Origin of the sequence: Paraburkholderia pallida (genome assembly GCF_004524855.1) — a bacterium.
In the GTDB taxonomy this organism is placed as follows: Bacteria; Pseudomonadota; Gammaproteobacteria; order Burkholderiales; family Burkholderiaceae; genus Paraburkholderia; species Paraburkholderia oxyphila.
In genome coordinates this window covers 2,016,155-2,040,487 of record NZ_CP038148.1, presented here as the reverse complement: position 1 = coordinate 2,040,487, position 24,333 = coordinate 2,016,155, and the positions used below count along the sequence as shown (strand labels likewise).

The window sequence follows — 24,333 nt, the reverse complement described above, 5'->3', positions numbered from 1 at the left end:
CGCGTAATCTCTTGCGAGGCGCGCAACGCGAATCAAGCCGAGCCGCTCACCACCAGCCGCTCCGGCGCGAGCACGCCATTGCCCGCCTTCGCCACGCCGAGCAAGCGCCCTTCTTCTCCATAGACGCGCACGCGATCGGCCGCTTCGCATGCCGTGCGATCGAGCGCGAGCTCATTGAGCGGCAGGCGCTGGCCATGCGTAAACCGGCGCGCCGCCTCGACGTTCAGCGTCACGGCGGGAAACGTGGAAAGCAGCGCGTCCACGGGCTGCAGCCATGCGTCACGCGCAGGCTCGTCGGCGGCCGTGAGCGCGTCCAGCGTCACGGCGTGCTCGAGCGTGAGCGCGCCCACGCCCGTGCGCCGCAGCATCACGAGATGCGCGCCGCAGCCGAGCGCCTCGCCGATGTCCTCGGCCAGCGTCCGCACATAGGTGCCCTTGCTGCAGGTGACGCGAAACGTCACGTCGGGCAACGCGCAAGCAATCATCTCCAGTGCGAGGATCGTCACCTGGCGCCCTTCGCGCTCGACCGTCTGGCCCGCGCGTGCGTATTCGTAGAGCGGCTTGCCGTCGCGCTTGAGCGCCGAATACATCGGCGGCACCTGCACGATCTCGCCGACGAACTTCGCCATCGCCTCGCGCACGACGGCTTCGTCGCAACGCACTTCGCGCGTCTCGATGGCTTCGCCTTCGGCGTCGCCCGTCGCGGTGCGGATGCCGAGGCGCAGGGTCGCCTCATAGGTCTTGTCGGCGTCGAGCAAGTCCTGCGAGAACTTGGTCGCCTCGCCGAAGCACAGCGGCAAGAGGCCCGTCGCGAGCGGATCGAGCGTGCCGGTATGGCCCGCCTTCTTCACGCGAAAGAGGCGTTTCGCGCGGATCAGCGCGTCGTTGCTGGATAAGCCAAGCGGCTTGTCCAGCAGCAGCACGCCGTCGAGCAGGCGGCGCGGCACCTTTGGTCGGGGCGCGCCTTGAGGAGTCTTGGAAGGAGCAGTCATATCAGAGTTCGGACGCGCGCAGCGCCTGGCGGCGTGCAGCACGAAACTTGCGCGTGCGCCGGTTTGGCGTGGCGGCTCAGGCGTCCTGCGGATCGTCCTGGTCGTCGTCCTTGGCACGCGTCGCGTTCGCCTCGTCGATGAGACGCGACATCTCAACACCCTTTTCGATCGACTGGTCGTAGTGGAAATGCAGCGTCGGCACGGTGTGGATGTGCAGGCGCTTGAACAGCAGATTGTGCAGATGGCCCGCGGCGTGATTGAGCGCTTCCTGGGTGGTCTTCGGGTCTCCCGTGAGGGTCGTGAAGTAGACCTTCGCGTGCGCGTAGTCGGGCGTGAGCTCCACGCTCTGGATCGTGACGAGACCGATGCGCGGATCTTTCACTTCGCGCATCAACTCGGACAGATCGCGCTGGATCTGGTCGGCGATCTGCGCGTTGCGATTCGGGGAAGTACGTTTTTTCGGCATGATGGTTCCACCTCTTTTCTACGAGGCATTCAGGCGGCGATTCGTCCATTTCGTTCATCGAGGAACGAACCGCCGCGCAAAAACAAAACGGGCGGGGCTGGCCAGCGCCTGCCCCGCCCGTTATCGGCTAAGCTCGCGAGCGGTCTGAAACCCGCCCGCGTGCGCCGCTGTATTACAGCGTACGCGCGACTTCGGTGATCTCGAACACTTCGAACTGGTCGCCTTCGACGATGTCGTTGAAGTTCTTGATCGACATACCGCACTCGAAGCCTTGCTTGACTTCCTTGACGTCGTCCTTGAAGCGCTTGAGCGAATCGAGCTCGCCGGTGTGGATGACCACGTTGTTGCGCAGCACGCGCACCGACGACGAACGCTTGACGATACCGTCCGTGACCATACAGCCGGCCACCGAGCCGACCTTCGGCACCTTGAAGACCTGGCGCACTTCGACCATGCCGGTGATGACTTCGCGCTTTTCCGGCGCCAGCATGCCCGACATCGCCGCCTTCACCTCATCCACTGCGTCATAGATGATGTTGTAGTAGCGGATGTCCACGCCGTTGGTCTCGGCCAGCTTGCGCGCCAGTGCATCGGCACGCGTGTTGAAGCCGATGATGACCGCCTTCGAAGCCGTCGCGAGGTTGACGTCGCTTTCGCTGATGCCACCCACCGCGGCGTGCACGATCTGCACGCGCACTTCGCTCGTCGAGAGCTTGAGGAGCGCGTGAACCAGCGCTTCCTGCGAGCCCTGCACGTCGGCCTTGACGATAAGCGGCAGGTTCTGCACTTCGCCTTCGCCCATCTGCTCGAGCATGTTTTCGAGCTTCGCGGCCTGCTGCTTCGCGAGCTTGACGTCGCGGAACTTGCCTTGACGGAACAGCGCGATTTCGCGCGCCTTGCGCTCGTCCGGCAGGACGATGACTTCTTCGCCGGCGCCCGGCACTTCCGAGAGACCCTGGATCTCGACCGGAATCGACGGACCCGCTTCCTTCGTGGGCTTGCCGGTTTCGTCGAGCATCGCGCGCACGCGGCCATAGGCCGTGCCTGCGAGCACCACGTCGCCGCGGTTGAGCGTGCCCGACTGCACGAGAATGGTCGCAACCGGACCCTTACCCTTGTCGAGCTTCGCTTCGATCACGAGACCCTTGGCCGGGGCTTCGACCGGTGCCGTCAGTTCCAGCACTTCGGCTTGCAGCAGCACGTTTTCGAGCAGATCGTCGATGCCTGCGCCGGTCTTGGCCGACACCGGCACGAACGGCGAATCGCCACCGTACTCTTCCGGCACGACGCCTTCAGCAACGAGCTCCTGCTTCACGCGCTCGGGGTTCGCATCGGGCTTGTCGATCTTGTTGATCGCCACGACGAGCGGCACGCCCGCAGCCTTCGCGTGCGAGATCGCTTCCTTCGTCTGCGGCATCACGCCGTCGTCGGCCGCGACCACCAGAATGACGATGTCGGTAGCCTTCGCACCGCGTGCACGCATGGCCGTGAAGGCCTCGTGACCCGGCGTGTCGAGGAACGTGATGACGCCACGCGGCGTTTCGACGTGGTAAGCGCCGATGTGCTGCGTAATGCCGCCCGCTTCGCCCGCTGCGACCTTGGCGCGGCGGATGTAGTCGAGCAGCGAGGTCTTGCCGTGGTCGACGTGACCCATGACCGTGACGACCGGCGGACGCGGCAGTTGCTCGGCGTCCGTCGACGTGGACTGGCCTTCGACCAGCAGCGCTTCCGGATCGTCGAGCTTCGCGGCAACCGCACGGTGGCCGAGCTCCTCGACGATGATCATCGCCGTTTCCTGGTCGAGCATCTGGTTGATGGTGACCATCTGGCCCATCTTCATCATCACCTTGATGACTTCCGAGGCCTTCACGGACATCTTGTGCGCGAGGTCGGCCACCGTGATGGTTTCCGGCACGTGCACTTCACGCACGATCGGCTCGGTCGGCGCCTGGAACGTCGAGCTGTTGTCCTGGTGACGGCCACGGCCCTTCGGGCCGCCGCGCCAGCCGCGGTCAACGCCGCCCGACGAGTCGCCGCGCGTCTTGATCCCGCGGCGCTTCGCTGCGTCGTCCTGCCAGCCGCCCTTGCCTGCGCCCGGCTTCTTGTTGCGATCGCCCGCGCCGGCACCCGGTGCGCTCGTCGAGGGCGCTGCCGTGGTGGCGGGCTTCTTCGCGCCCGCGCCGCCGGCTGCCGGACGTGCCGCCGCGCCTTCCGGACGCGCCGGCTTATGCAGCGTGCCCTTCGCTTCGGCGGGCTTGGGCGGCTCGACCGGCTTGGGCGGCTCGGGTGCCTTCACCTGCGCCTTGCGCGGCGTGTTCATCATTTCGCGGATCGCGCGCGCTTCGGCTTCCGCCGCCGCGCGGCGGCGAGCGATCTCTTCCTGTTCCTTCTGCGCCTTCTCGGCGGCCTCGCGCGCGGCAGCCTCGGCCTTCTGGGCCGCTTCGCGCTGTGCGGCGCGCACGGCTGCGGCGCGCTGCTCGTCCTGCTGGTCTTGTTGTTGCTTCACTTCCTTCGTCGCTTCGCTCTCAGCGTTGCGTTGCGCAGCTACGGCCTGCGCGGCCAACTCACGCGCGGCGGCGTCGGCTGCGGCCTTTTTCTGCGAGGCTTCTTCCTCGGCGCGGCGGCGTTCGGCCTCGGCGGCCTCTTCGCGCGCACGGCGCTCGGCTTCTTCAAGCGCGAGACGCTCCTGGCGCTCCTGGAGCTCCTGAGCCTGACGCTCGAGCAACTCGGCCTCGCGGCGCGCTTCCTCTTCGCGGCGCTGCAGCTCCGCCTCTTCGGCGGCAGCGGCTGCGTCGGCGGCATGATTCGATGCGTCCGCCTGCTCGGCGGACTCGTCGCGGCGGACGAAGGTGCGCTTCTTGCGCACCTCGACCTGAATGGTGCGAGCCTTACCCGTCGAATCGGATTGCTTGATTTCCGATGTATGCCGTTTCGTCAGCGTGATCTTGCGCTTGTCTGCATCAGTCGAGCCGTGAGACTTGCGCAAGTGGTCGAGCAGACGCGCCTTGTCCGTTTCAGACAAGGAGTCGGCTTCGCTCGCTTTCGTGACGCCCGCCGCCTGCAGCTGCTCCAGCAGCACGCCAGCCGGCATTTTCAGTTCCGCGGCAAATTGGGCTACGTTGTTACTCGCCATTCATTCCTCTTAATGCAAGGACCGATTCCTTGCGGTTGACATCGTTTCATGCGGCACCGTGTGCCCCGCGCCTGTGTTGCCGGCTAGCGGGGCGGCCGCGATAAGTTCAGTGGGTCATGGTCGCTTCCTGCTCGTCGCGCCCGGGTTCCATGCCTGTTGCCAGGTCACTGGAACCAGTGCTCGCGCGCTTTCATGATCAACGCCTTGGCGGCGTCCTCTTCCATTCCCGTCATTTCGGTGAGCTCGTCCACGGCCAGCTCGGCGAGCTCGTCGCGGGTGTGAACCTCGTGTTGCGCCAGCTTCGCCAGCAGGTCCGGGTCCATGCCGTCGAGGCTCTTCAGATCCAGCGCGGCGCTTTCCACCTTCTCTTCGTTCGCGATGGCCTGCGTGAGCAACGCGTCGCGTGCGCGGTTGCGCAGCTCGTGCACGGTGTCCTCGTCGAACGCCTCGATTTCCAGCATTTCGTTGAGCGGCACGTAGGCGATCTCTTCGAGGCTCGTGAAGCCCTCGTCGATCAAGATGTCGGCGACTTCCTCGTCCACATCGAGACGCGCCATGAACAGGTCGCGCAGCACCGTGCGCTCCTGGTTCTGCTTCTGCGCGGATTCGTCCGGCGTCATGATGTTGATCTGCCAGCCGGTCAGCTCGCTGGCAAGACGCACGTTCTGGCCGCTGCGGCCGATGGCGACCGCAAGCTCGCTCTCGTCGACCACGACGTCCATCGCGTGCTTTTCTTCGTCGACGACGATCGACTGCACGGCAGCCGGCGCGAGCGCGCCGATCACGAACTGGGCGGGATCTTCCGACCATAGCACGATGTCGACGTTTTCGCCACCAAGCTCGTTACGCACGGCCTGCACGCGCGAGCCGCGGATGCCGACGCAGGTGCCGATCGGGTCGATGCGCTTGTCGTAAGCCACCACGCCGATCTTGGCGCGCACGCCCGGATCGCGCGCCGCGGCCTTGATCTCGAGAAGGCCTTGCTCGATTTCCGGCACTTCCATCTCGAAGAGCTTCATCAGGAACTCGGGCGCCGTGCGCGAGAGCTCGATCTGCGGGCCGCGCGCGGTGCGGTCGACCTTGCCGATCCAGGCACGCACGCGGTCGCCCACGCGCAGGTTTTCCTTCGGAATCAGCTGGTCGCGGCGCAGCAGCGCTTCGACACGGCCCGACTCGACGATGAAGTTGCCCTTGTCCATGCGCTTGACCGTGCCGGTCATGATGCTTTCGCCGCGCTCGAGGAAGTCGTTCAGGATCTGCTCGCGCTCGGCGTCGCGCACCTTCTGCAGGATGACCTGCTTGGCGGCCTGCGCGCCGATACGGCCGAACTCGACCGAAGGCACCGGCTGCTCGATGAACTGGTCGATCTCGGCGTCCGGCTTTTGCTCGCGCGCTTCGAACAGCAGGATTTCCTGGTCCGGCTCCTGCAGGCCCGCCTCGTCCGGCACGACGCGCCAACGGCGATACGTTTCGTGCTCGCCGCTGTCGCGGTCGATATGCACGCGGATATCCGCATCTTCGTCGAAGAGTTTCTTGGAGGCTGACGCAAGCGCCGCTTCAAGGGCGGCAAACACCACGTCCTTGTCGACATTCTTCTCGCGTGCCAGCGCATCCACCAGCATCAACACTTCGCGACTCATTGTTTGCGGCTCCTAAAGTCAACTTTGGGGATCAGGCGGGCTTTGTCGATGTCCGCGAGCGTGAAATCGAGCATCGCAGGCCCCGCCTTCCCTTCGAATTCCAGACCGATGGTCTCGCCTTCCGGGGCATGCACGATGCCGCGGTACGATTTCCGTCCGTCCAATGGCTTTTTCAACGTGATGACCGCTTCGCAGCCCGCGAAGCGTTCGAAGTCCGCCAGTTTCTTCAGCGGACGGTCGAGGCCGGGCGACGAGACTTCGAGGCGCTCGTAGTCGATGTTCTCGACCGTCAGAACGTGCTGCAGCTGACGCGTGACCTTCTCGCAGTCCTCGATCGCGATACCCGCGGGCTGATCGATGTAGATGGTCAGCATGCCGCGCCCGGTGCGCTCGAGGTCGACCAGCTCGTAACCGAGCCCGGTGACCGTGGTTTCAATCAGTTCCGTCAGTTGCACAATGCCTGCTCCAGATGTTCGCGCAGCGAGCCGGCAACTTCCGTGATTCAGGATTCGCGGGCCGCGCGCCAGGTGAGCGCGCGCTCTTGCACTTTGCCCCACGATGACGGCCATCCAGGCCGGGTCCGGCGCCGACGGTGTTTTTGCAAGACTGACCTGCAACACTCAATCGGGCGGACCAAAAAAAAATGGGCGAAACGCCCATCTTCTCACTTAGCCAGGTGGTCGCACCTGGGGCGCAAATAAAAGCCGCACGCCCAGCGACTCCGAGATTGTAGCTTTTTTTTGGCTTTAACGCAAACCGCTGCTGGCGCCGAACCCCGCGTGCTGGGGGAAATCCCGGCATTGTGCGGCGCGTTTAGGCCCATTCGCGCACATTTATGCATTTTCAATGCTGCTTTCCAGCGCAAACCCGTTTGCACCGGAAAGCAGCGAGCGGCTTCTCAGTGCCCGCGCGTACGGTTGCGTGGCGTGCCGCGCTGGCCGGTGCGGTTGCCGCCCGGCCCACGGTTGCCGTTCGGGTTGGCGCCGGCGTTGGCATTGCTGCCCGGCCCACGGCGATTGCCGTTCGCGTTGCCGCCCGCACGCTTGCCCGCGCTGGGACCTGCGCTGGGTGCGCGGTTGCCGTCGACTTCACGCGTGCCGCTGCGGGGGTTGCCGCGATTGCTGCGATTGCCGCCCGCGCCGCCACCAAAACCACCGCCACCGCCGAAATTGCCCAGCGAGCTGCCGAAGCCGCCCTGTGCCGTGCCGCGCCGGCCCTGGCCTTGCCCCTGACGGGGCTGGCGCGCCTGGCCCATTGCACCGTGCGAACTGAGCACCGGCTCACGGTTGATGAAGCCCATCGAGGTTTGCATCGGATCGGGCTGACGGCGCTCCTGCTCCTTGCCGCGGCCACCCTTCTCCTCGGCCGGCGCCTTCAGGCCGACCGCCGCCATCAGGCTGCGCACCTGGTTGTCCTCGAGCTCTTCCCAGCGGCCGCGCTTGAGGCCCTTGGGCAACGCGATCGGGCCGTGGCGCGTGCGGATCAGGCGGCTCACCATCAGGCCGACCGCTTCGAACATGCGGCGCACTTCGCGGTTGCGGCCTTCAGCCAGCGCGACGTGGTACCAGTGATTCGTGCCCTCGCCGCCGCCGTCGCGGATGCGCAGGAAGTTCGCCGGACCGTCGTCGAGCTCGACGCCCTTGAGCAGCTTCTGGCGATTGCCTTCGGTGAGCTCGCCCACCACGCGCACCGCGTATTCGCGCTCCACGCTGTAGCGCGGGTGCATGAACCGGTTCGCGAGGTCACCCGAGGTCGTCAGCATCAAGAGACCTTCGGTGTTGAAGTCGAGACGGCCCACGGCCAGCCACTTCGCCGTCTTCATCGACGGCAGGCGGTCGAACACCGACGGGCGGCCTTCAGGGTCCGCGTGGCTCACGATTTCGCCGGTCGGCTTGTGGTACAGCAGCACACGCGGCGGCTTGTTCGGCAGCTTGCGTCGGATCGGCTTGCCGTTGATGCGGACCTGGTCGGTCGGCAGGATGCGCTGGCCAATGTGCGCAGGCTCGCCGTTCACCGACACACGCCCCGCAATGATCAGCTCTTCCATGTCGCGGCGCGAGCCCATGCCGGCGTCGGCCAGCACCTTGTGCAGCTTCGGCGCATCGTCGTCCGGGCTCAGCACGCGCTTCTCCTGCTGGACGCGGCCACGGCGCAGCATCGGCGCACGTACGCCGCTGCCCGTGCCGTTATCGGCGTCGAAGGCCGGCGACGTCACGTACAGGAACAGATCGTCCTGGTTGTTTTCGGTCGCGGCAGCGGGCGTGTCGGCGCGGCCCTTGCCGCCCTTGACGCCCTTGCCGGCGGCGGCACCCCTGCCCTGCTTGCCGGCTTGCGCGGGCTTTTCCTGCCCCGCAGCGGCCGGCTCGCGGCGGCCCTTCTTCGCGCCGGCGTCCTTGCGCGGCGCGCGCGCCGGCGCGGCGGCGACGCTCTCCGGCGGCGTCTCAGTCACGTCCGGCGCAGCGGCGTCCGGCGCGGACTCAGCCGCAGCGGCGCCTTCGCCGGTCTTGGACTTCGCGCCCGCGCGGCGGCGCGCGATCAGGCTGCGCGGACCGCGGCGCAGACCGCGGCGGGGACGGTCCTCGCCCCCGGCTTCGCCTTGCGGCTGGCCAGCGACGTCGCCCTGGTCGGCGCGCGTGTCGTCGTCGCGCGCCGAAGACGTGCGACGCGCGGATTCGGACGCATCGGTCGAATCGGTGTCGTGGATATCAGTCAAAACAACCTCGAAATGTCAGGTTGCGCGCCCGCTCGCAATGGATTGCCCAAGGCGCGTCAAAAGTGTTTGTTGCGTCAGACGCCGCGTGGAGCGGCTTCGTCGTCCGTCGTCGAGACGGGGTCGTCCTGCGCCGCGTCGCTGCGGCTCGGGTGTGCTTCTTCAGGCGCACCGGCGGTATGCCAGGCGGGCGCCGTCGTTTCTTGCGCATCGCTGCGGACTTCGTCGTGACGGTCCGCGTGCGGGGCCGCTGCCTCGCCGCTTGCTGCGTCGCTTGCGGCGTCATCGGTCACGTCGCTGGCCGCTTCGCTCGTCGCATCGCTGCTCGCGTCCGCAGCGGCGCTGATTGCGTCATGCGCCGGCGCCAATGCATCGGCGTGCGCCCCATCCTGCGCGGCCGCATCGGCCATGCCCGGCACAGGCGCAGGCGCCTCTTGCCCGATCTCCGCATCGGCCGAGATCGGTGCAGGCGCTTCGCCGCTGTCCGGCATGCCGGCGGCGACCAGTTGCGCCACCTCGCTCTCGGGGAATTCGATCGCGTGCTGCGCCAGCAATTGCTCGCCCAGCTGGCTCGACGGGTCGTCGAGCGGCGGCAGCTCTTCGAGCGACTTCAGGCCGAGGTCGTCCAGGAACTGACGCGTCGTTGCGTAAAGCGCCGGCCGGCCCGGCACATCCCGGTGGCCAATCACTTCGATCCAGTTGCGGTCCTCGAGCTGCTTGACGACCTGCGTGTTCACCGTCACCCCGCGAATCTCTTCGATATCGCCGCGCGTGACCGGCTGCCGGTACGCGATGATCGCGAGCGTTTCGAGCACGGCGCGCGAATAGCGCGGCGGCTTCTCGGGATGCAGGCGGTCGAGGTAGGTGCGCATGGCCGGCTTGCTCTGAAAGCGCCAGCCCGACGCGAGGCCCACCAGTTCCACGCCGCGCCCGGACCATTCGTGCCGCAGGTCTTCGAGCAGGTTGCGGACTGTGTCGGCCGAAATGTCGTCGGCAAACAGTTTGCGCAGATCGCCGATTTTCAACGGCTCCTGCGTGCAGATCAATGCAGTCTCGAGGACGATTTTCGCCTCTTGGGTATTCATGCAGCCAGGTCAGACCCTAAGTAAGGTAAATCAGGTTCAAGGAACCGGATCAGACAGACGAAAGACGATGTGGAACTGGAGACGCGCTCGCCCGATTCTGATCGGTCATATTGATGGGAGCACGCACCGGGGGGCCGTTATACAACACAGAAACAGGCAAAGTGCCAGACCCAGCCGGACGGAGCAGCGAAATTCCCGCAGGGAATCGCGTGACTGAACGCCATCTTACGCAAAAACGCCGGGGGCGTAAAGACGGCGCAAGGCTCGCTTTTGTCTGCCGGAATTCGCCGCGAGGCCCGCCGATGCTCCCTGCATGGCGCGCACCGTAATGCAAACGTCCCGCCGCGCCATCGAACCCGCTCAGCGGCTCGCGAGATAGCGCGACAGGCGCTCGACGCCGGCGTCGAGGCGGCCCGGATCGCAGGCGTAGCACCAGCGCACGAAGCCCTCGCCTTGCGGGCCGAATGCGCTGCCCGGGGCGAGCCCGAGGCCCACGTCGCGCACCAGCGCCTTGCACAATTCCAGGCTCTGCTCCGCCCCTGCCAGCTTGAAAAACAGGTACATCGCGCCGTGCGGCACTTTCACGTCGACGCCCGGCAAGGTCGCGAGCGCCGCCGCGAGGTGATCGCGCGAGGCGCGCAGGTCGGCCACGAGTGATCGCGTGAACGCCTCGCCCTTCTCGAGCGCGACGACGCCCGCCTGCTGCACGAATGCAGGCGCGCACGACGTGTTGTATTCGACCAGTTTGCCGAGGTCGTCCATGAGCACGCGCGGCGCGACGATCCAGCCGAGGCGCCAGCCCGTCATGAGCCACGCTTTCGAGAATGAATTGACGCAAATCAAGCGCTCTTCGCGCGACGCCAGATCGAGAAACGACGGCGCCGTCCGCTCGCCGGCATCACCGTAGTAGAGCCGCTCGTAGACTTCATCGGCGACGATCCAGATCCCGTGACGGCGGCAATGCTCCAGAACGGTGCGCTGCTCGTCGCGCGTCATCACCCAGCCGGTCGGGTTGTTCGGCGAGTTGAGCAAGAGCAGCTTCGTGTCGGGCGTGAGCGCGTTCAGGAGTCGGTCCAGATCGAGCGCCCAGCCCCGCTCGCCGTAGTCGAGCGAGACCGTCTCGACCGTCGCGCCGAGGATCTTCGGAATCTCGACGAGATTCGGCCAGAGCGGCGTCACCGCAACCGCCCGGTCGCCCGCGCCAACGACAAGTTGCGCGGCGAGCATCAGCGCGTTCACGCCGGCGCTCGTGACCGCGACGTTCTCCATCGGCGTCGCGCCGTGCAAGTCGCCCACGTATCTCGCGAGCGCCTCGCGCAGCGGCGTAATGCCGAGATTCTGCGTATAGAACGTCTCCCCGCGCATGAGCGCCTCAGCGGCGGCTTCGCGGATGAACGCCGGCGTGACGCGATCGGATTCGCCGAACCAGAACGGCAGGACGTCGGCGACATCGAAGCCCGCGTTCGCCACCTCGCGGATCTGCGACGAGCGCAGCGCCCTCACCGCGTCGCGCGCCGCGGCCGGGGCGGCCGCACCCGATGCGGCGAGCGTGAAATCGAGCGAACGAGTAGCGGGCGAAGACAGATCGAGATCGCGCATCGGGGCTTCCGGAAAGGTCGGCAGGGCATTCGCGTTTGCGAAAGGTCAACAGTGTAGCGCGCGAGGCCGCGTGGCGAAGGCCCGGCCGAGGGGCCTGCGCGCCGCATCGTTCACGCCCGCCATGCGCTGCGCATCTCCTCGGGACCGGCGTCCAGTTGGCGGATCAGCGCCCACACGGCCTCGGCCGCGGGCGAGAGCGAGCGGTCGCGTCGGCGCACGAGCTCGACGGTGCGTTCGGCGCGCGGCACGAGCGCGCGAGCGAGCAGCGACGAGCCCGCCGGCACCGGCAGCGCGAACCGCGGCAACACGCTCACCCCCACCCCGGCCTCCACGAGGCCGAAAGCCGTGGCCGGATGCCCCAGCTCCTGCACCACGCGCGCCTGCACGCCCTGCTCTTTCAGCACGGCGTCGATCAACGGGCGGCTGCCCGAGGCGTGGTCGAGCAACACGAGCGCCTCACCGTCGAGCGCCTTCCACGAGACCTGCTCCTCGCGCGCGAGTGCATGGTCGCTGCGCACGACCACGCAGAAGGAATCGGTGGTCAGCAGCTCGGTTTCGAGATCCTCCGCCGCAAACGGCCCGATGACCACCCCGAAATCCACTTCGCCCGAACGCACCTTGCGCAGCACGTCGCTCTGCACGTCGTCGCGCAGGCCGAGCGTCACATAGGGGAACTGCTGCCCGCAGGCGGCCACGACCTCGGGCATCAGCCGGCACGCAACGGTCGGACTCGCCGCCACGACGACGCGGCCGCGCCGCTGCTCGCCAATCTCGCGGATCTCGCGCAGCGCGTCGTCGAGATCGCTAATCAGGCGTGGAATGCTCGCGATCAGGTTGGCGCCGACATCGGTCAGCTGGACCTCGCGCGTGGTGCGGTCGACGAGCTTCACGCCCATCTCGGCCTCCAGTTCGCGCACGCAACGGCTCACCGCGGACTGCGTGAGTCCGATTTCATCGCCCGCCCGGCTGAAGCTTTGCAGGCGCGCCACTTCGATGAACACCCGCAACTGCCGCAACGTCACATTCATCCGCTTGCCTCATGAATTCTTCGGTTTCATGCAATTTTATGACATACGACAAGCATGTTACAGCCACCCATGTCCAGTCGTGGTTGCCCGCGATTGTTTCGCCGCAATGCAGCAATACGGCGCAAACGCACGCCCAGCGGGCCTGCATGCACAAGATTGGTGATTGTCCCGATTTCCCGGCGATGCATTTTCGAGTCTCATACGGCCCTGGCAAGCACCCGCGCGGGCTTGATGCCACGCGGCTTCGAGACGAAAGTGTGCGAGCTGGCACGCTTCTCGCATTAAGGCACGTACAGGATCGCCGGACGGTCCACGGCTTTTCGAGACTGGCCCGTCCAAACCGATTCCGCCTGGTACTCCGCCAGCCGGCCGGAAGTACATGAAGAGTGCGCAGCGCGGGGCAGCGCACCGGAGATAGCTTCGCTGAGGTGAAACATGATGCTGTTCGACGATTTGAGAGACAACGAATGGGCGCTGGTCGAGGCGTTGTTCTGTGCGGAACCCGCACGGAGCGAACGACGTGGGCGGCCCCGCGTCGAAGCGCGCGCCGTGGTCAATGCAGTGCTGTGGGTGCTCTCGACCGGTGAAGGCTGGTCCAAGCTGCCGGGCCGCTACCCCTCGCCGCCTACCTGCCGCCGCCGCTTCGACGAGTGGCAGGCCGACGGCACGCTCGCCGAGATCGTGAAGCGCCTGGGCACGAGCGGCCGCGAAATTTCGCTGCGCGGACGCATTGGCGCAACGGCCACGAAACCGCCGGCGCCGCCGAGCCGCGACCGCCTGCGCGGCGCCTTCTGGACCAATCCCGAGTCGTGGCGCGCGCCCGTCAAGATGGCCTGAGCCCCCGGCACGCGACCTGTACCTTTCGTCTTTTGTCCTTTCCCGCCGGGCGCTTCACGCGCCCGGCGCCCGAGTTCCGCGGCGCATGCCGCGCGACACGCCCATACCGGCCCAGTCTGCCGGACATCATCGTCTGTGCCTCACGCGGCTCGCGAAACGCCTTGCGTGATCGCCACCGGACTCAACAACATTGCCCCTTCGTGGCCGCCCGGGTTCGGGTCTGGCCGGACCGATGCGCGGACCCATGGCGCATCCGGATCGGTGCGTACGAAACATCTATTTACCAATATTTACAGCGCGCTTTCGCGGCGGCTATTAGCTTAGAGCCATGTCTACTAACGTCAACTACCCGTTCTGACGGGAGGCTGCCATGAAAACCATGACTCTGTTCAACCGGGGCTTCATGGTTTCGCTCTCCGCCCTCGCACTGCTCGCACTCCTCACGCTTTCGGCCCCGCTCGCGTCCTTGCTGACACCCGACGCCGACGCCCAGCCCCCGCGCCCCGGCACGCCGCAGCTATCCGCGGCGCATACCGGCAAGCATCCGTGGGGACTCGTCGACGACCGCCGTACCAAAGGCGCCGCGCAACCGGTGCCGCGTGGCGACCTGCGCAGCGACATCGCCGATAACGCGCGTCGCAGCGCGCCGCCGCGCCAGGACCGGCAGGACGCCCAACGTAACCGATAAGCGGGTGGCCGGGCAGCGGCACGAAGCAGCGGCAAAACGAAGAGGGAAAGAAAGCGGAAAAGCGTTGGATGGCGAACACAACGCCAACATCGTCGTGTCGATGATGGGAACCACCGCGCCGGAAGCCTGTCTACTCTTTTGCCATCAAGCACAGCGTGGCAGCAGTAATTCCGGTAAGCCCGTATCTTCCGATACGGGCTTTTTTTTGGCGCGGCTATAACCCGGATTGACCAGCTTCGTCGGACGACTGCACGACGGCGTCGGCCACATAGTCGGCCATGCGTTGCGCAGTCCAGTTCAGGGAGCGTTCGTCGCGGGCGAGGCGCGCGAATTCGGCGCGCCCGCGATCGGTCAGCACGGCGATATCGACCGGTGCATGAAAGCCAGGGGCGGGAGCAACGGTGCGCTGCCTGACGGTGTCCATGAACCCCAGGTCGCGCAGATATTGAAAGACTTGTGGGCGTCGCGCCCACGGGACCTGCCGATACTGCACCCGCCGCAACGCTTCGAGTACTGCTTCGTTGGAATACGTGGTCATCTCACTTCTTTCTTAAAATGCAGTCCTGCTGCCATCCCGCCTGCTGCGGCGCAATGCCGGCGAGGGCTGCGACGGCTGCACGATGCGCGGCCAGGCGCCCTGCCGTTTCCTTGCGCCGTGGCAAGGACTGCAGGTTATTCGGGCCCCCGAGCGTGCGGCGCACCGGTGTCCGACACGCATCATCCCGAAAACAATACGTTACCTCATTCAAATTGATTCTATTCGGATTATTTGCGCTATTTTTTGCGCTGTTCATGCTGTGGCATGGCGCCCGTCGGCCGATCGCGATAGCCGCCGTCGTCCTTTTCTGGCTGCTCGGATCGGGATGGTTCGCCAAACCGCTGGTCGATCTGGCACAGCCCGAGAACTATCGCACTCCGTACGATCCGGCGACGATGCCGGCTTCGGCGTTCGGTCCGCGCACGGCGATCGTCATGCTCGGCGGCGGCACGGACACACGCGCCGACGGCACGCTCGTGCCCAAGCACGACGTGTACGCCCGCATCGCGCTGGCCGCGGCACTGCAGGCAAAGTGCCTCGCGGCCGGCGGAACCTGCACGGTGATCGTGAGCGGCGGCAACCCACAGCATCACGCTGCCAGCGAAGCCGATACCTACGCGCCATGGCTGTTGCGCGCCGGCGTAGCCAGGCATGACCTCGTGCTCGAGAACCGCAGCCTCACGACCTGGGAAAACGCACGCAATGTTGCGCCGATCGTGCACGCCCAGCGCGCAGACACGCTCTTCGTCGTAACCTCGGCCTATCACATGCCACGCGCGATGCTGGACTTCCACCGCTTCCGGATGAATCCGGTGCCGGCCGTGTCCGATGTGCGCAGCGTAAGCATGGGCATCTGGCCGCGCCTCGCCAATCTGCGCAATGCGGAGACCGCGTTGCATGAATTGATTGGGATTGCGCAATTTTATGTGTACCGCATGCTCGGCTGGTTCTAGCTTGCGTGGCTAAACGGACACGTAACGGACGCGCGATGACCAATGCGCGACAAGATCCACGAGGATATGTAAATATATGTAACAGGCATGCGCATGCCTTATGCGATGTCATCTGGAACGAGTATTTGATCGTTAAAATGGCATGCCAATCCTGCTTGGCAGGCACCGGCTGGGTCCATAAACCGCCCCTTCGGAGGTAGTCATGAAAAAAGTGTCCCTCGCAGTCCTGATTTCGCTCTCCGCCCTGACGGGCGCTGCCTATGCGCAAACGGAAAATGGCATCACGATGAGCACCGATCCGGCCCGGGCCGCCGACGTCGAGCAGCGTGCTCAAGATCTGCAGTCGCGCCAGGAAGCCGCCGCCCAGGCGCCGGCAGAGAAGATGCCGATGAAGCATCACAAGAAGGAAGGCCATTCGCATCACAAGGCACCTGCCAAGGCCGCGGAGTAAGGTTTGCGCATCGGCCGTGCGAGGCGGGCGCAGCGCGCTTCCGCTTGTCGCCGCGCTCATTGCCGTCCGCGCTGAGCCTGCGCAACGCTGGGGTGCCGATCAGGTGCCATATTGCTGGCGCATATTGCCGCGAGTCCGCACTGCGCCATGCCGAACGAGCCGATGCCGGTCCCCGGTATCGGCTTTTTTCTTGCCTCGGCTGCCGAGCATGCCTGCAAGTCGCCTCGCGCGCGGTATGCTAAAGTCGCGCACCCCGAATTCACCACCCGTTTGTGCGCGACGCGCGCGGAGAAACATCCATGAGCAACATCCAGCTCGACATCGAATGGACCGAAGCGGCATCCCGCAAGATTGAAAAGCTGATGCCCCGCGGCAAGAGCGGCGACGACGTTCTCGCGCTGCCCCCTATCGAATGCCTGCCGATGGAAGGCGACGTGCTGTTCCTCGGGCCGCAAGGCAAGCAGCAGCCGTTCATCGTCGCCGAGCGCCAGTATCACCACGAAGGCGACGCCGACTGGACCATCATCCTGATCCTCGACGTGCCCCATACGGCTCACTAACGCCACTTGACGGACACATCAGCGGCTCATAGAGCGCCCCTGCCCGGAGCCGCATCTGAAGGGGCACCTGAGCGGTGCCCACGCGGTCCTCGAGCCGCAGCATCGAGCCCGCCGCAAGACCGCCGGCCGCCCTTCTCGCGCGGCCGAGCTGCCCGCCACCTGGCGGGCATAATTTGCCGATACTCCTTACACTGGCGGTAAAGCGTACTGCCCAGACCGCCTTTTCCCTGAGCCGGCGCGTCATCGACTGCCGTTCGTCTGCGTGCCAGTCCTTGCGCGCGCGAGCGCAGTCAAATCCGCTTTCGGCTGACCGGCTGCAACCGGCCCGCGACTTCAATCACGCGCCACGAGGTGCGCCACAAGCGCCATGTCGAACACGCAGGCATCGCTCGCCACGCTGCTCACGCATCTGGAACCGCATGACGGCGGCTTTCGGGCGCGCTGGCGCGGGACGCTGCTCGAAAGCGCGTTCCAGCCGGTGCTCTCGATCACGCATCAGCGCGTGGTTGGCTATGAGGCGCTGCTGCGCGTCGCCGACACCAACGCCGACGCCGACGCCGCGCCCGGCGGCGTCGGTCCCGCCACGCTGTTCGCGCGCGCGACGCCCGAGGCCGCCCGCGAGCTCGACGAGCTCGCGCGTTGCCTGCATCTCGCCAACTTCACCGCGCAAGGGGTCGCTTCGGGCTGGCTCTTCCTCAACTCGCTGCCGCGCCCCACACCCGGAGACTGGCCAACGCAAGCCGCCATCGACGGCCTGTGCCGCCACTTCGCCTTCCCGCACGCGCGCGTGGTGATCGAAGTGCTCGAGCAGCGCGCCGGCGACGAGCCCGCCTCGTTCCTCGGGGCCCGCCCACCGCCTGGCGGGCGCGATTTCCTCGTGGCGCTCGACGACTTCGGCGCGGGTTTTTCGAACTTCGACCGCGTCTGGCGCTACCGCCCCGACATCGTCAAGCTCGACCGCTCGCTCGTGCGGCGTGCGGCCAACGACGAGAGCCAGATCGCGTTCATCGCCAATCTCGTCTCGATCCTCCACCATGCGGGCGCGATGGTGCTCGCCGAGGGTGTCGAGACCGAAAGCGAGCTGATGGTGCTGATGGAGGCGGACGTCGATCTCGTGCAGGGCTTCTGGTTCGGCCAGCCGCATGCCTCGGTGCGCGCGGCCAGCGCCGACGCGCCCGCGCTCGCGCAAACGATGTGGCGGCGCTTCACCGACTATCGGCGCCGCAGGGGGCTGCACGAGCAGGTCGATCTTGGCGAGGTGACGCGCGTCATGCTGCGCGGCGCGCGCGTGCTGACCTCGGGCGGCACGCTCGAAGCCGCTGCGGCGGCGATTTTCGAGAGCGCCAATGCGCTGCGCGTCTTCGCGGCGAACGATCAGGGCGAACAGCGTGCGCCATCGATCGCGGCGCCGGGCATCGGGCCGCCGGAGCGGCTCGCGCCGTTCTACCCGGACACGAACAGCAACTGGTCGCGTCGCGAATACTTCCGGCGCGCGCTCGCCGCGCCCGGCCGCGTGACCGTGATGGGGCCGCACTACTCGCTTCATGACGGCGCGCTGTGCTACACCGCCGCCATCGCGCTCGACTACGCGGGCGCAACGCATGTGCTGTGCGCGGATTTCCCGCCGGCGCTGGCGTTGCGCGAGGCGCCGCCGAGCTAGCCGATGCAGTTGGGCGCGCGCGGCCGCGCGGCTCGTGCTGCGGTTCGTGCTGCAGCTCGTATAGCGGACGTATTGCGGTTCGTGTTGCGGTTCGTGCTGCGGCTCGTCTTGTGGTTCGTTTAGCGGACGTGTCGCAGTTCGTGTTGCGTTTCGTATACCGGGCTCGCGGCGCGCGTCGCAACGCCATCCGCCGCATCATTCGTCCACGCGGCGGCGCCCGGCTTTCACCTCGCCGTTACGGGCCTTGCTGTCGAGGCGCCGCAGCTTCGACGCGCGCGTCGGACGCGTGGCCACGCGTGCCTTTCTCGTCACGCTCACACTGTCGATGAGCGCCTCCAGGCGCGCGAGCGCGGCGGCGCGATTCTGCTCCTGCGTGCGGTATTCCTGGGATTTGATGACGACGACGCCCTCGTGCGTGACGCGCCGATCGGCGAGCGCGAGCAAGCGCATCTTGAGCACCTCGGGCAGCGACGACGCGCGGATGTCGAAGCGCAAGTGGATCGCGCTCGACACCTTGTTGACGTTCTGGCCGCCCGCGCCCTGAGCGCGAACGGCAACGAGCTCGACTTCGTGCAGCGGAACGGGCAAACGGGCAGTCATGGCGGGCGGGAACACAACGGCAAGGCGGCCCGGCAGGGCCAAGCCTCGCAGTGTCGCATATGGCGGCCAGCGGCGCTCGGCATGCAGCGCAAGACAAAGCAAGATACGGCAAGGCACACCGCCGCCCACCCCCATGGACGCGCAGCCAGCCACACGCGCTCGGGCACACGATATGCGTGGGCGCGTATCATCAGTCACAAGAGGGTCGTTTGTGGATGGCCGACCCGGGGCTCAACCCTTTTTCATCCCTTTCTGGAGCGCATCGCCCATGAAGCTGCGTCCAGCCTTCGTCGCCGAGCTTGCGGTCAACCTGTTGCTGCCGTGGATCGCGTACCGGCTCGCCCAGCCCCACTGGGGCGAAGTCGGCGGCCTCATTGCCTCGGCCATTCCGCCGCTTGCCTGGAGCATCATCGAGCTCGTGCGCTTTCGGCGCATCGATGCGCTCTCGGCCATCATTCTGCTCGGCATCGTCCTCTCGCTCGCCGCCATGGCGTTCGGCGGCAGCACGCGCATGCTGCTGATGCGCGAATGCTTCGCTTCGGGCGCGATCGGTGCGGCGTTCCTGTTCTCGCTGCTGGCCAAACGCCCGCTCGTGTTCTACCTCACGCGCGCCACGGTCGCACGCGAAACGCGCGAGGGCGTCGCGCGGCTCGAACTGCTGTGGACCGAGAACCGCGGCTTCGTCGCGGCCATGCGCCTGCTCACCCTCGTCTGGGGCGCCGGGCTCATCGCCGATGGCGCCGTGCGCAGCTACCTCGCGGCCACCTGGCCCGTCGAGCGCTTTCTGATCGTCTCGCCGATCATTGGCTACAGCGCGCTCGGTGCGCTGCTCGCGTGGACCTTCTGGTATCGCACGCGCATGCGCCGTATCCAGGGCACGCGCGGCCTGCTCGGCGACGCCTCCACGCTGGGCGCAGACTGACGCCGCGCACGGGCGACGCCGGAATACAGAGACGGTCAGATCGCGCCCGAAATCATTTAAACTCACCGCCACAGTCCGCGGCGCACCGTCCGCACCCGAACACCACCGGCAGTCGATGCGCTACTCCGTAGAAATCAGGAAATTCCTCTATAGCCAGTACTTCTACGGCGGCCTGCGCATCGCGGTGGGCATCTCGCTCCCCGCCATCCTGTGCCTGTTCGTCTTCGACAAGAGCGATCTCGGCTTCACGATCTCGACCGGCGCGCTCGGCGCGTGCGTGGTCGACATGCCGGGCCCGCTGAAGTACAAGCGCAACGAGATGCTCGCATGCAGCGTGATCGGTTTTCTTGCCGCTTACGCAACGGGCCTCGCCACCTTCAGCCCGGTCGCGCTCTGGGCCGCCGTCGTGCCGCTCACCTTCGCGCTCTCGCTGATCGTCGTCTACGGCAACCGCTGGCCGCAGATCAGCTTCGCCACGCTGTTCATGATGGTGATGACGCTCGAGGACCATTTCACGCCGCACCAGGCGCTCGTCAATGCGCTGTGGATCCTGCTGGGCGGGCTCTGGTACACGGGCTGGTCCACGCTCGTGAGCCGGCTGATGGTCGATCGCATCGAGCAGCAGGCGATCGCCGAAAGCGTGTTCGCGTGCGCCGATTATCTGCTCGCGCGCGCGCAGTTCTTCGACCTCGACAACGATCTCGACGAGTGCTACCGCAACCTCGTCGCCAAGCAGATCGCGGCGGTCGAGCGCCAGGACGCCGCGCGCGATATCGTCCTGCGCAATCTGCCCAAGCTCAAGCGCGGGCAGATCGATGCGCGCCGCGCGATGCACTTCAACCTGTTCATCAATACCGTCGATCTGCACGAGCTGTTCGTGGGTGCGCATACCGACTACCCGCTCGTGCGCAACACCTTCGGCGGCTCCGATCTGCTGGCGTTCTATCGTGACCTGATCCGCAAGGCCGCCGCCGATCTCGAGGACATCGGCCTCGCCGTGCTGCAAAACGAGGCGCCGCGCGCGAGCGTCAACGTGAAGGCGGAGCTGCGCGCGATCGAGTACGAGCTCGAGCTGCTCAAGAAGCGCGACCTGCCCGCGAAGGACCCCGAGGCCTATGCGGCGATCTCGGCCTCGTTCCGGCGCATCTGGAGCGCGACGCGCCTGATCGACCGCATGCGCCGCGACCTCGCGAACGACGTGCCCACCACCGAGACGGAGCTGCGCATCGACGAAGCGCTCACGCGCTTCGTGACGAGCCGGCGCGTGCCCTTCCTGCAGATCTTCTCGAATCTCACGATGGCTTCACCGAGCTTTCGCCACGCGCTGCGCGTGACGATCGCCGTGGCCGTGGGCTTCTGGCTCGGGCGCCTGTTGCCGCTCACGAACGCCTACTGGATCGTGATGACGAGCATCATCATCCTCAAGCCCGGCTACTCGCTCACGCGCCAGCGCAACGCGCAGCGTATCGTCGGCACGCTGATCGGCTGCGTGGCGAGCATCGCGCTGATCCTGCTCGTGAAGCAACCGCTGGTGCTGCTCGTCTCGATGTTCGCGGCGATGGTCATGAGCTACAGCCTGCTGCTCTTCAACTACACGGCGAGCGTGGTGTTCACCTCGGCCTATGTGCTGCTGATGTTCCATCTGCTCGCGCCGGGCAGCATGCGCATCATCGGCGAGCGCGCGATCGACACCGTCATCGGCTGCATGATCGCCATTGGCGCGAGCCATCTGTTCCCCTACTGGGAATACCGGTTGATGGGCAAGCTCGTGAACGACATGATCGCCGCGACGCGCAGCTATCTGGAAGCGAGCTGGTGGTGGAGCGGGCGCACGCGCAGCGCGCAGCCGGCTTTTGCGGGGGCGATGCCGAGCGAGGCGGCCGCACGCGTGCCGGCGTTCGCGACGGCGTCGAGCGGCGCGCCGGTGGCGGAACTAAGGGTTGCCCAGGTGCCGGTTGCCGATGCGCCTGTAGCAGACGTGCTGGTTGCGAAGGTGCCGGTTGCGGACGTGCCGGTTTCGGACGTGCCGGTTGCGGACGCGACGGTCACAGACACGCCGGTCACGGAGTTGCCGGTCGCGGACGCGGCGGCCAACGGCACACCTCGCGAACTGGCGCAAGCCGCGCAGGCAGCCGGCGAGCCAGCCGCCGTCGCACTCGAAGCCGAAACGCAACCGTCACCCGCGCCCGGCCAGCCAGCGGCATCGGCGGGCGGCACGAAGCCCTCCGCTCAGGCGACTGCGCAGCCGGGCTCCGCGCCGTCGACGTCGGCAGGCGCCGCCGTGCCCGCGCTCGCGCGCGACTTCCGCTACCGGCTCGCGCGCAAGAACGTGCACATCGCCTTCGCCAATCTCGGCCAGGCGTTCCAGCGCATGATGCTCGAGCCGAAGTCGGCGCAGAAGTTCGTGCCCGAGCTCAACGACCTGCTCGTGCGCGGCCACGTGCTGGCCTCGCAGATCACGGCCACTGCGCCGCTCTTGCGCGACACGGCGAATGCCGCACCGGGCGTCAAGCTCGATGCGCTGGAACACGCGCTCTACTGCGTGCGCGAGAACCTCGTCGCCGCCGAAGCGGGCACGCCGGTACCCGAGAATCAAACCGAGATCACGAGGCGCATGGTGCGCGAGCTCGACACGATGGTGGTGGAGACCGAGCGCACGCTGGGCCCCGCCAGCGAATTCGCGCAGGACGTGAAGCTGCTGGCGCATCACTGCAAGCAGATGCTTACGGCGTCCTGGGTCCTGCGCAAGGACGCGAGCGTGATCCGGCTTCCCGAAGAATAAAGGTGCCGCGGCGGCAGCCCCGGTCGGCGCCGCATCGGGCCACGCCGGCGCCGCATCGGGCCACGCCGGCGCTCACCGCGCCGGCGCGCGCATCATTGCGCGGCGCTTGCTGCGCTGGCCGCCGGCGACGCGACTGCGCTCGCAGCCGCGCTCGTGGCCTGTGCGCCCATGGTCTCGTCGTACTCGCGCTTGCTGCGCAGCGCGTTGAAAAGCACGATGCCGATCACGATGACGACCACCACCACAATCATCACGCCAACGCCAAAGGTGGAGTTCTTCTTGCGCGTATCGTTCATGTATCGTGCCCTGCCTCGGAGATGAAAAAAGAAACGGGCATTCTACGCCGCCGCGCCTTGCAGACGGCTTGCAGGCAAATACGATGCGCCGCCGTTGGCCGACGCCGGCAGGCGTTCAGACGCCGCGCACCGGCAGCGCCGTCGAATATTTGATCTGCTCCATCGCAAAGCTGGAGCTCACGTCGAAAAGCGCCACGGCGCGTATCAACTGCTTGTAGACGCGGTCGTAGTCGTCGATGTCCGAGACCACCACGCGCAGCAAATAGTCGGTCTCGCCGCTCATGCGATACGCCTCGACGATCTCGGGAACCTCCTGCACCGCGCGCGTAAAGGCTTGCGCCCACGCCTCGGTATGCTGGTTGGTGCGCACGGCGACGAACACCGTCGTGCCCACGCCGAGCTTCTTAGGATCGCAGAGCGCCACCTGGGCCCGGATCACGCCGGTTTCCTTGAGCCGCTGCACACGCTTCCAGCACGGCGTCTGCGAAAGATTCACGCGCTGCGCGAGTTCCGCCACCGGCATGGTTGCGTCCTGCTGCAACAGCTCCACCAGCTTTCGGTCGATGATATCCATTCCCGGCCTCCCCGTAGCATAGAAATTTCTTCTATCTTACGCCGCAATGGGGAAAAAGAATGGAAACTCTTTCTAGGCGTCGGACGCTATAACTCTATCTGTAAGAAGGACGACAACAGATGAGGCCCCCGATGAACGCTCCCGAATTTTTCATGCTTGAGGCCGCGAGCGCCGTCAGCGCGGCCAGCGCCGCCGTTCGGCACGCCGCCGCCGTTGCGCGCCTGTGCGGCGCGCTTGACGCGGCATTCGACGCAGGCCGCCGACCGGGCGCCCCGGAGACGCCCGCCGATCCTGCACGCCACGCCACTTTTGCGAAAGGCGTGCGCGCCGCGCTGGCCCAGGCGCTGGCCGACCCCGACCTCGTCACGGCCGCGCAGCGCGAGGGCAGCGCCGAGAAGTACCGGCGCCACCTGATCGCGGCCGATCCGCATGGGCGCTATGCCATCGCCTCGCTGGTCTGGCAGCCGGGCCACGCAAGCCCGATCCACGCGCATCAGACGTGGTGCGGCTACGCGGTGCTCGAAGGCACGCTGACCGAAACGCTTTATCGCTGGGACGAGGCGCGCAGCGGCGCGGACACGGTGCGCTCACACCCACGCGCGCCGGGCGCCATCTCCTTCGGCGCGAGCGGCCGCGCGAACATTCATCGGCTTTCCAATGACAGCGCCGCGAGTTGCGTTTCGCTGCACGTCTATGGCGTAGCGGGCGAGCAGATGGCGACCCACGTGAACGACATCGTGGCACTCGCGGTTTGACGAGCCCCGCTCAAGACCGAAACCCTCAAAGCCCGCGCAGGCGGCCCGCTCTCGCGAACGGGCA

At 66.5% G+C, this 24,333-nt stretch carries 21 protein-coding genes and 1 pseudogene; 9 read left to right on the top strand and 13 right to left on the bottom strand.

Translation table 11 applies throughout. The annotated features are described in order from the left end of the window. Positions 1–32 precede the first annotated feature (32 nt). The 9 genes from truB to E1956_RS09200 all read right to left on the bottom strand — a co-directional run bounded on the left by truB (position 33) and on the right by E1956_RS09200 (position 12,653). Positions 33–992, bottom strand: a complete 960-nt coding sequence (gene truB / locus E1956_RS09240) for a tRNA pseudouridine(55) synthase TruB (RefSeq protein ID WP_134748320.1) — start codon at positions 990–992, stop codon at positions 33–35. Between the two features lie 76 nt (positions 993–1,068). Further along, positions 1,069–1,458, bottom strand: coding sequence for a 30S ribosome-binding factor RbfA (gene rbfA / locus E1956_RS09235; protein ID WP_028216622.1), 390 nt, complete (start codon positions 1,456–1,458; stop codon positions 1,069–1,071). A 172-nt stretch (positions 1,459–1,630) separates the two neighbouring features. Continuing rightward, positions 1,631–4,591, bottom strand: a complete 2,961-nt coding sequence (infB, locus tag E1956_RS09230) for a translation initiation factor IF-2 (RefSeq protein WP_134748319.1) — start codon at positions 4,589–4,591, stop codon at positions 1,631–1,633. Between the two features lie 164 nt (positions 4,592–4,755). Further along, positions 4,756–6,231: a transcription termination factor NusA gene (gene nusA / locus E1956_RS09225; RefSeq protein ID WP_028216620.1), complete on the bottom strand. Its 1,476-nt coding sequence runs from the start codon at positions 6,229–6,231 to the stop codon at positions 4,756–4,758. Then, complete coding sequence (gene rimP, locus E1956_RS09220) at positions 6,228–6,686, bottom strand: ribosome maturation factor RimP (protein WP_028216619.1); 459 nt, start codon at positions 6,684–6,686, stop codon at positions 6,228–6,230. Before rimP ends, nusA begins: the two co-directional genes overlap by 4 nt. 443 nt (positions 6,687–7,129) lie before the next feature. Then, positions 7,130–8,944 carry a 23S rRNA pseudouridine(2605) synthase RluB gene (gene rluB, locus E1956_RS09215; RefSeq protein ID WP_134748318.1) on the bottom strand — a complete coding sequence of 605 codons (1,815 nt, stop codon included), beginning with the start codon at positions 8,942–8,944 and terminating at the stop codon, positions 7,130–7,132. A gap of 74 nt (positions 8,945–9,018) precedes the next feature. Continuing rightward, positions 9,019–10,026 carry an SMC-Scp complex subunit ScpB gene (gene scpB, locus E1956_RS09210; protein WP_134748317.1) on the bottom strand — a complete coding sequence of 336 codons (1,008 nt, stop codon included), beginning with the start codon at positions 10,024–10,026 and terminating at the stop codon, positions 9,019–9,021. A gap of 360 nt (positions 10,027–10,386) precedes the next feature. Next, positions 10,387–11,625, bottom strand: coding sequence for a pyridoxal phosphate-dependent aminotransferase (locus E1956_RS09205; RefSeq protein ID WP_134748316.1), 1,239 nt, complete (start codon positions 11,623–11,625; stop codon positions 10,387–10,389). A gap of 110 nt (positions 11,626–11,735) precedes the next feature. Next, a complete protein-coding gene (locus E1956_RS09200) occupies positions 11,736–12,653 on the bottom strand; it encodes a LysR family transcriptional regulator (protein ID WP_134748315.1) in 918 nt (305 codons plus the stop codon). Positions 12,654–13,091: 438 nt separating this feature from the next. On the opposite strand from E1956_RS09200, the pseudogene E1956_RS09195 reads away from it, so the two are divergent. After that, positions 13,092–13,487 (top strand): annotated as a pseudogene (locus E1956_RS09195) (transposase); the annotation flags it as partial. A gap of 373 nt (positions 13,488–13,860) precedes the next feature. Then, on the top strand, positions 13,861–14,178 hold the full coding sequence (locus tag E1956_RS09190; protein WP_134748314.1) for a hypothetical protein: 318 nt from the start codon (positions 13,861–13,863) through the stop codon (positions 14,176–14,178). A gap of 214 nt (positions 14,179–14,392) precedes the next feature. Here the strand turns inward: E1956_RS09190 and E1956_RS09185 are convergent, their stop codons facing one another. Continuing rightward, the gene (locus tag E1956_RS09185; RefSeq protein ID WP_134748313.1) at positions 14,393–14,716 is read right to left on the bottom strand and encodes a hypothetical protein; all 324 of its coding nucleotides are present in this window, start codon (positions 14,714–14,716) and stop codon (positions 14,393–14,395) included. Between the two features lie 254 nt (positions 14,717–14,970). On the opposite strand from E1956_RS09185, the gene E1956_RS09180 reads away from it, so the two are divergent. From E1956_RS09180 to E1956_RS09165, 4 genes are all read left to right on the top strand, one after another. Further along, on the top strand, positions 14,971–15,669 hold the full coding sequence (locus E1956_RS09180; RefSeq protein WP_134748312.1) for a YdcF family protein: 699 nt from the start codon (positions 14,971–14,973) through the stop codon (positions 15,667–15,669). A gap of 202 nt (positions 15,670–15,871) precedes the next feature. Continuing rightward, positions 15,872–16,120 carry a hypothetical protein gene (locus E1956_RS09175; RefSeq protein ID WP_134748311.1) on the top strand — a complete coding sequence of 83 codons (249 nt, stop codon included), beginning with the start codon at positions 15,872–15,874 and terminating at the stop codon, positions 16,118–16,120. A gap of 299 nt (positions 16,121–16,419) precedes the next feature. Then, a complete protein-coding gene (locus E1956_RS09170) occupies positions 16,420–16,680 on the top strand; it encodes a DNA-binding protein (RefSeq protein WP_133193810.1) in 261 nt (86 codons plus the stop codon). A 367-nt stretch (positions 16,681–17,047) separates the two neighbouring features. After that, a complete protein-coding gene (locus tag E1956_RS09165) occupies positions 17,048–18,340 on the top strand; it encodes an EAL domain-containing protein (protein WP_134748310.1) in 1,293 nt (430 codons plus the stop codon). Between the two features lie 195 nt (positions 18,341–18,535). On the opposite strand, the gene arfB is transcribed toward E1956_RS09165, so the two are convergent. After that, complete coding sequence (gene arfB, locus E1956_RS09160; RefSeq protein ID WP_134748309.1) at positions 18,536–18,940, bottom strand: alternative ribosome rescue aminoacyl-tRNA hydrolase ArfB; 405 nt, start codon at positions 18,938–18,940, stop codon at positions 18,536–18,538. 268 nt (positions 18,941–19,208) lie between these two features. On the opposite strand from arfB, the gene E1956_RS09155 reads away from it, so the two are divergent. Together E1956_RS09155 and E1956_RS09150 are read left to right on the top strand one after the other, a co-directional pair. Beyond that, complete coding sequence (locus tag E1956_RS09155; RefSeq protein WP_134748308.1) at positions 19,209–19,862, top strand: VC0807 family protein; 654 nt, start codon at positions 19,209–19,211, stop codon at positions 19,860–19,862. 115 nt (positions 19,863–19,977) lie between these two features. After that, positions 19,978–22,644, top strand: a complete 2,667-nt coding sequence (locus E1956_RS09150; RefSeq protein WP_134748307.1) for an FUSC family protein — start codon at positions 19,978–19,980, stop codon at positions 22,642–22,644. A 92-nt stretch (positions 22,645–22,736) separates the two neighbouring features. Here E1956_RS09150 and E1956_RS09145 read toward each other — a convergent pair whose 3' ends face one another. Both E1956_RS09145 and E1956_RS09140 read right to left on the bottom strand, forming a co-directional pair. Then, a complete protein-coding gene (locus E1956_RS09145) occupies positions 22,737–22,940 on the bottom strand; it encodes a hypothetical protein (RefSeq protein WP_134748306.1) in 204 nt (67 codons plus the stop codon). A gap of 115 nt (positions 22,941–23,055) precedes the next feature. Next, positions 23,056–23,514 (bottom strand): Lrp/AsnC family transcriptional regulator, encoded by a 459-nt coding sequence (locus E1956_RS09140; RefSeq protein ID WP_134748305.1) that lies wholly within the window; start codon positions 23,512–23,514, stop codon positions 23,056–23,058. 131 nt (positions 23,515–23,645) lie between these two features. Here E1956_RS09140 and E1956_RS09135 point away from each other — a divergent pair, with 131 nt between their 5' ends. Continuing rightward, on the top strand, positions 23,646–24,269 hold the full coding sequence (locus tag E1956_RS09135; RefSeq protein ID WP_418789213.1) for a cysteine dioxygenase family protein: 624 nt from the start codon (positions 23,646–23,648) through the stop codon (positions 24,267–24,269). Positions 24,270–24,333: the final 64 nt, after the last annotated feature.

What these genes read in the sequence shown, in the direction of transcription:
- arfB (WP_134748309.1), bottom strand. Translation starts at nt 18,940, where the DNA reads ATGACTGCCCGTTTGCCCGTTCCGCTGCACGAAGTCGAGCTCGTTGCC.
- infB (WP_134748319.1), bottom strand. Translation starts at nt 4,591, where the DNA reads ATGGCGAGTAACAACGTAGCCCAATTTGCCGCGGAACTGAAAATGCCG.
- E1956_RS09205 (WP_134748316.1), bottom strand. Translation starts at nt 11,625, where the DNA reads ATGCGCGATCTCGATCTGTCTTCGCCCGCTACTCGTTCGCTCGATTTC.
- rbfA (WP_028216622.1), bottom strand. Translation starts at nt 1,458, where the DNA reads ATGCCGAAAAAACGTACTTCCCCGAATCGCAACGCGCAGATCGCCGAC.
- E1956_RS09135 (WP_418789213.1), top strand. Translation starts at nt 23,646, where the DNA reads ATGAACGCTCCCGAATTTTTCATGCTTGAGGCCGCGAGCGCCGTCAGC.
- truB (WP_134748320.1), bottom strand. Translation starts at nt 992, where the DNA reads ATGACTGCTCCTTCCAAGACTCCTCAAGGCGCGCCCCGACCAAAGGTG.
- scpB (WP_134748317.1), bottom strand. Translation starts at nt 10,026, where the DNA reads ATGAATACCCAAGAGGCGAAAATCGTCCTCGAGACTGCATTGATCTGC.
- E1956_RS09170 (WP_133193810.1), top strand. Translation starts at nt 16,420, where the DNA reads ATGAGCAACATCCAGCTCGACATCGAATGGACCGAAGCGGCATCCCGC.
- E1956_RS09200 (WP_134748315.1), bottom strand. Translation starts at nt 12,653, where the DNA reads ATGAATGTGACGTTGCGGCAGTTGCGGGTGTTCATCGAAGTGGCGCGC.
- E1956_RS09150 (WP_134748307.1), top strand. Translation starts at nt 19,978, where the DNA reads ATGCGCTACTCCGTAGAAATCAGGAAATTCCTCTATAGCCAGTACTTC.
- E1956_RS09190 (WP_134748314.1), top strand. Translation starts at nt 13,861, where the DNA reads ATGAAAACCATGACTCTGTTCAACCGGGGCTTCATGGTTTCGCTCTCC.
- E1956_RS09175 (WP_134748311.1), top strand. Translation starts at nt 15,872, where the DNA reads ATGAAAAAAGTGTCCCTCGCAGTCCTGATTTCGCTCTCCGCCCTGACG.
- E1956_RS09140 (WP_134748305.1), bottom strand. Translation starts at nt 23,514, where the DNA reads ATGGATATCATCGACCGAAAGCTGGTGGAGCTGTTGCAGCAGGACGCA.
- E1956_RS09185 (WP_134748313.1), bottom strand. Translation starts at nt 14,716, where the DNA reads ATGACCACGTATTCCAACGAAGCAGTACTCGAAGCGTTGCGGCGGGTG.
- E1956_RS09165 (WP_134748310.1), top strand. Translation starts at nt 17,048, where the DNA reads ATGTCGAACACGCAGGCATCGCTCGCCACGCTGCTCACGCATCTGGAA.
- E1956_RS09180 (WP_134748312.1), top strand. Translation starts at nt 14,971, where the DNA reads ATGCTGTGGCATGGCGCCCGTCGGCCGATCGCGATAGCCGCCGTCGTC.
- E1956_RS09155 (WP_134748308.1), top strand. Translation starts at nt 19,209, where the DNA reads ATGAAGCTGCGTCCAGCCTTCGTCGCCGAGCTTGCGGTCAACCTGTTG.
- nusA (WP_028216620.1), bottom strand. Translation starts at nt 6,231, where the DNA reads ATGAGTCGCGAAGTGTTGATGCTGGTGGATGCGCTGGCACGCGAGAAG.
- E1956_RS09145 (WP_134748306.1), bottom strand. Translation starts at nt 22,940, where the DNA reads ATGAACGATACGCGCAAGAAGAACTCCACCTTTGGCGTTGGCGTGATG.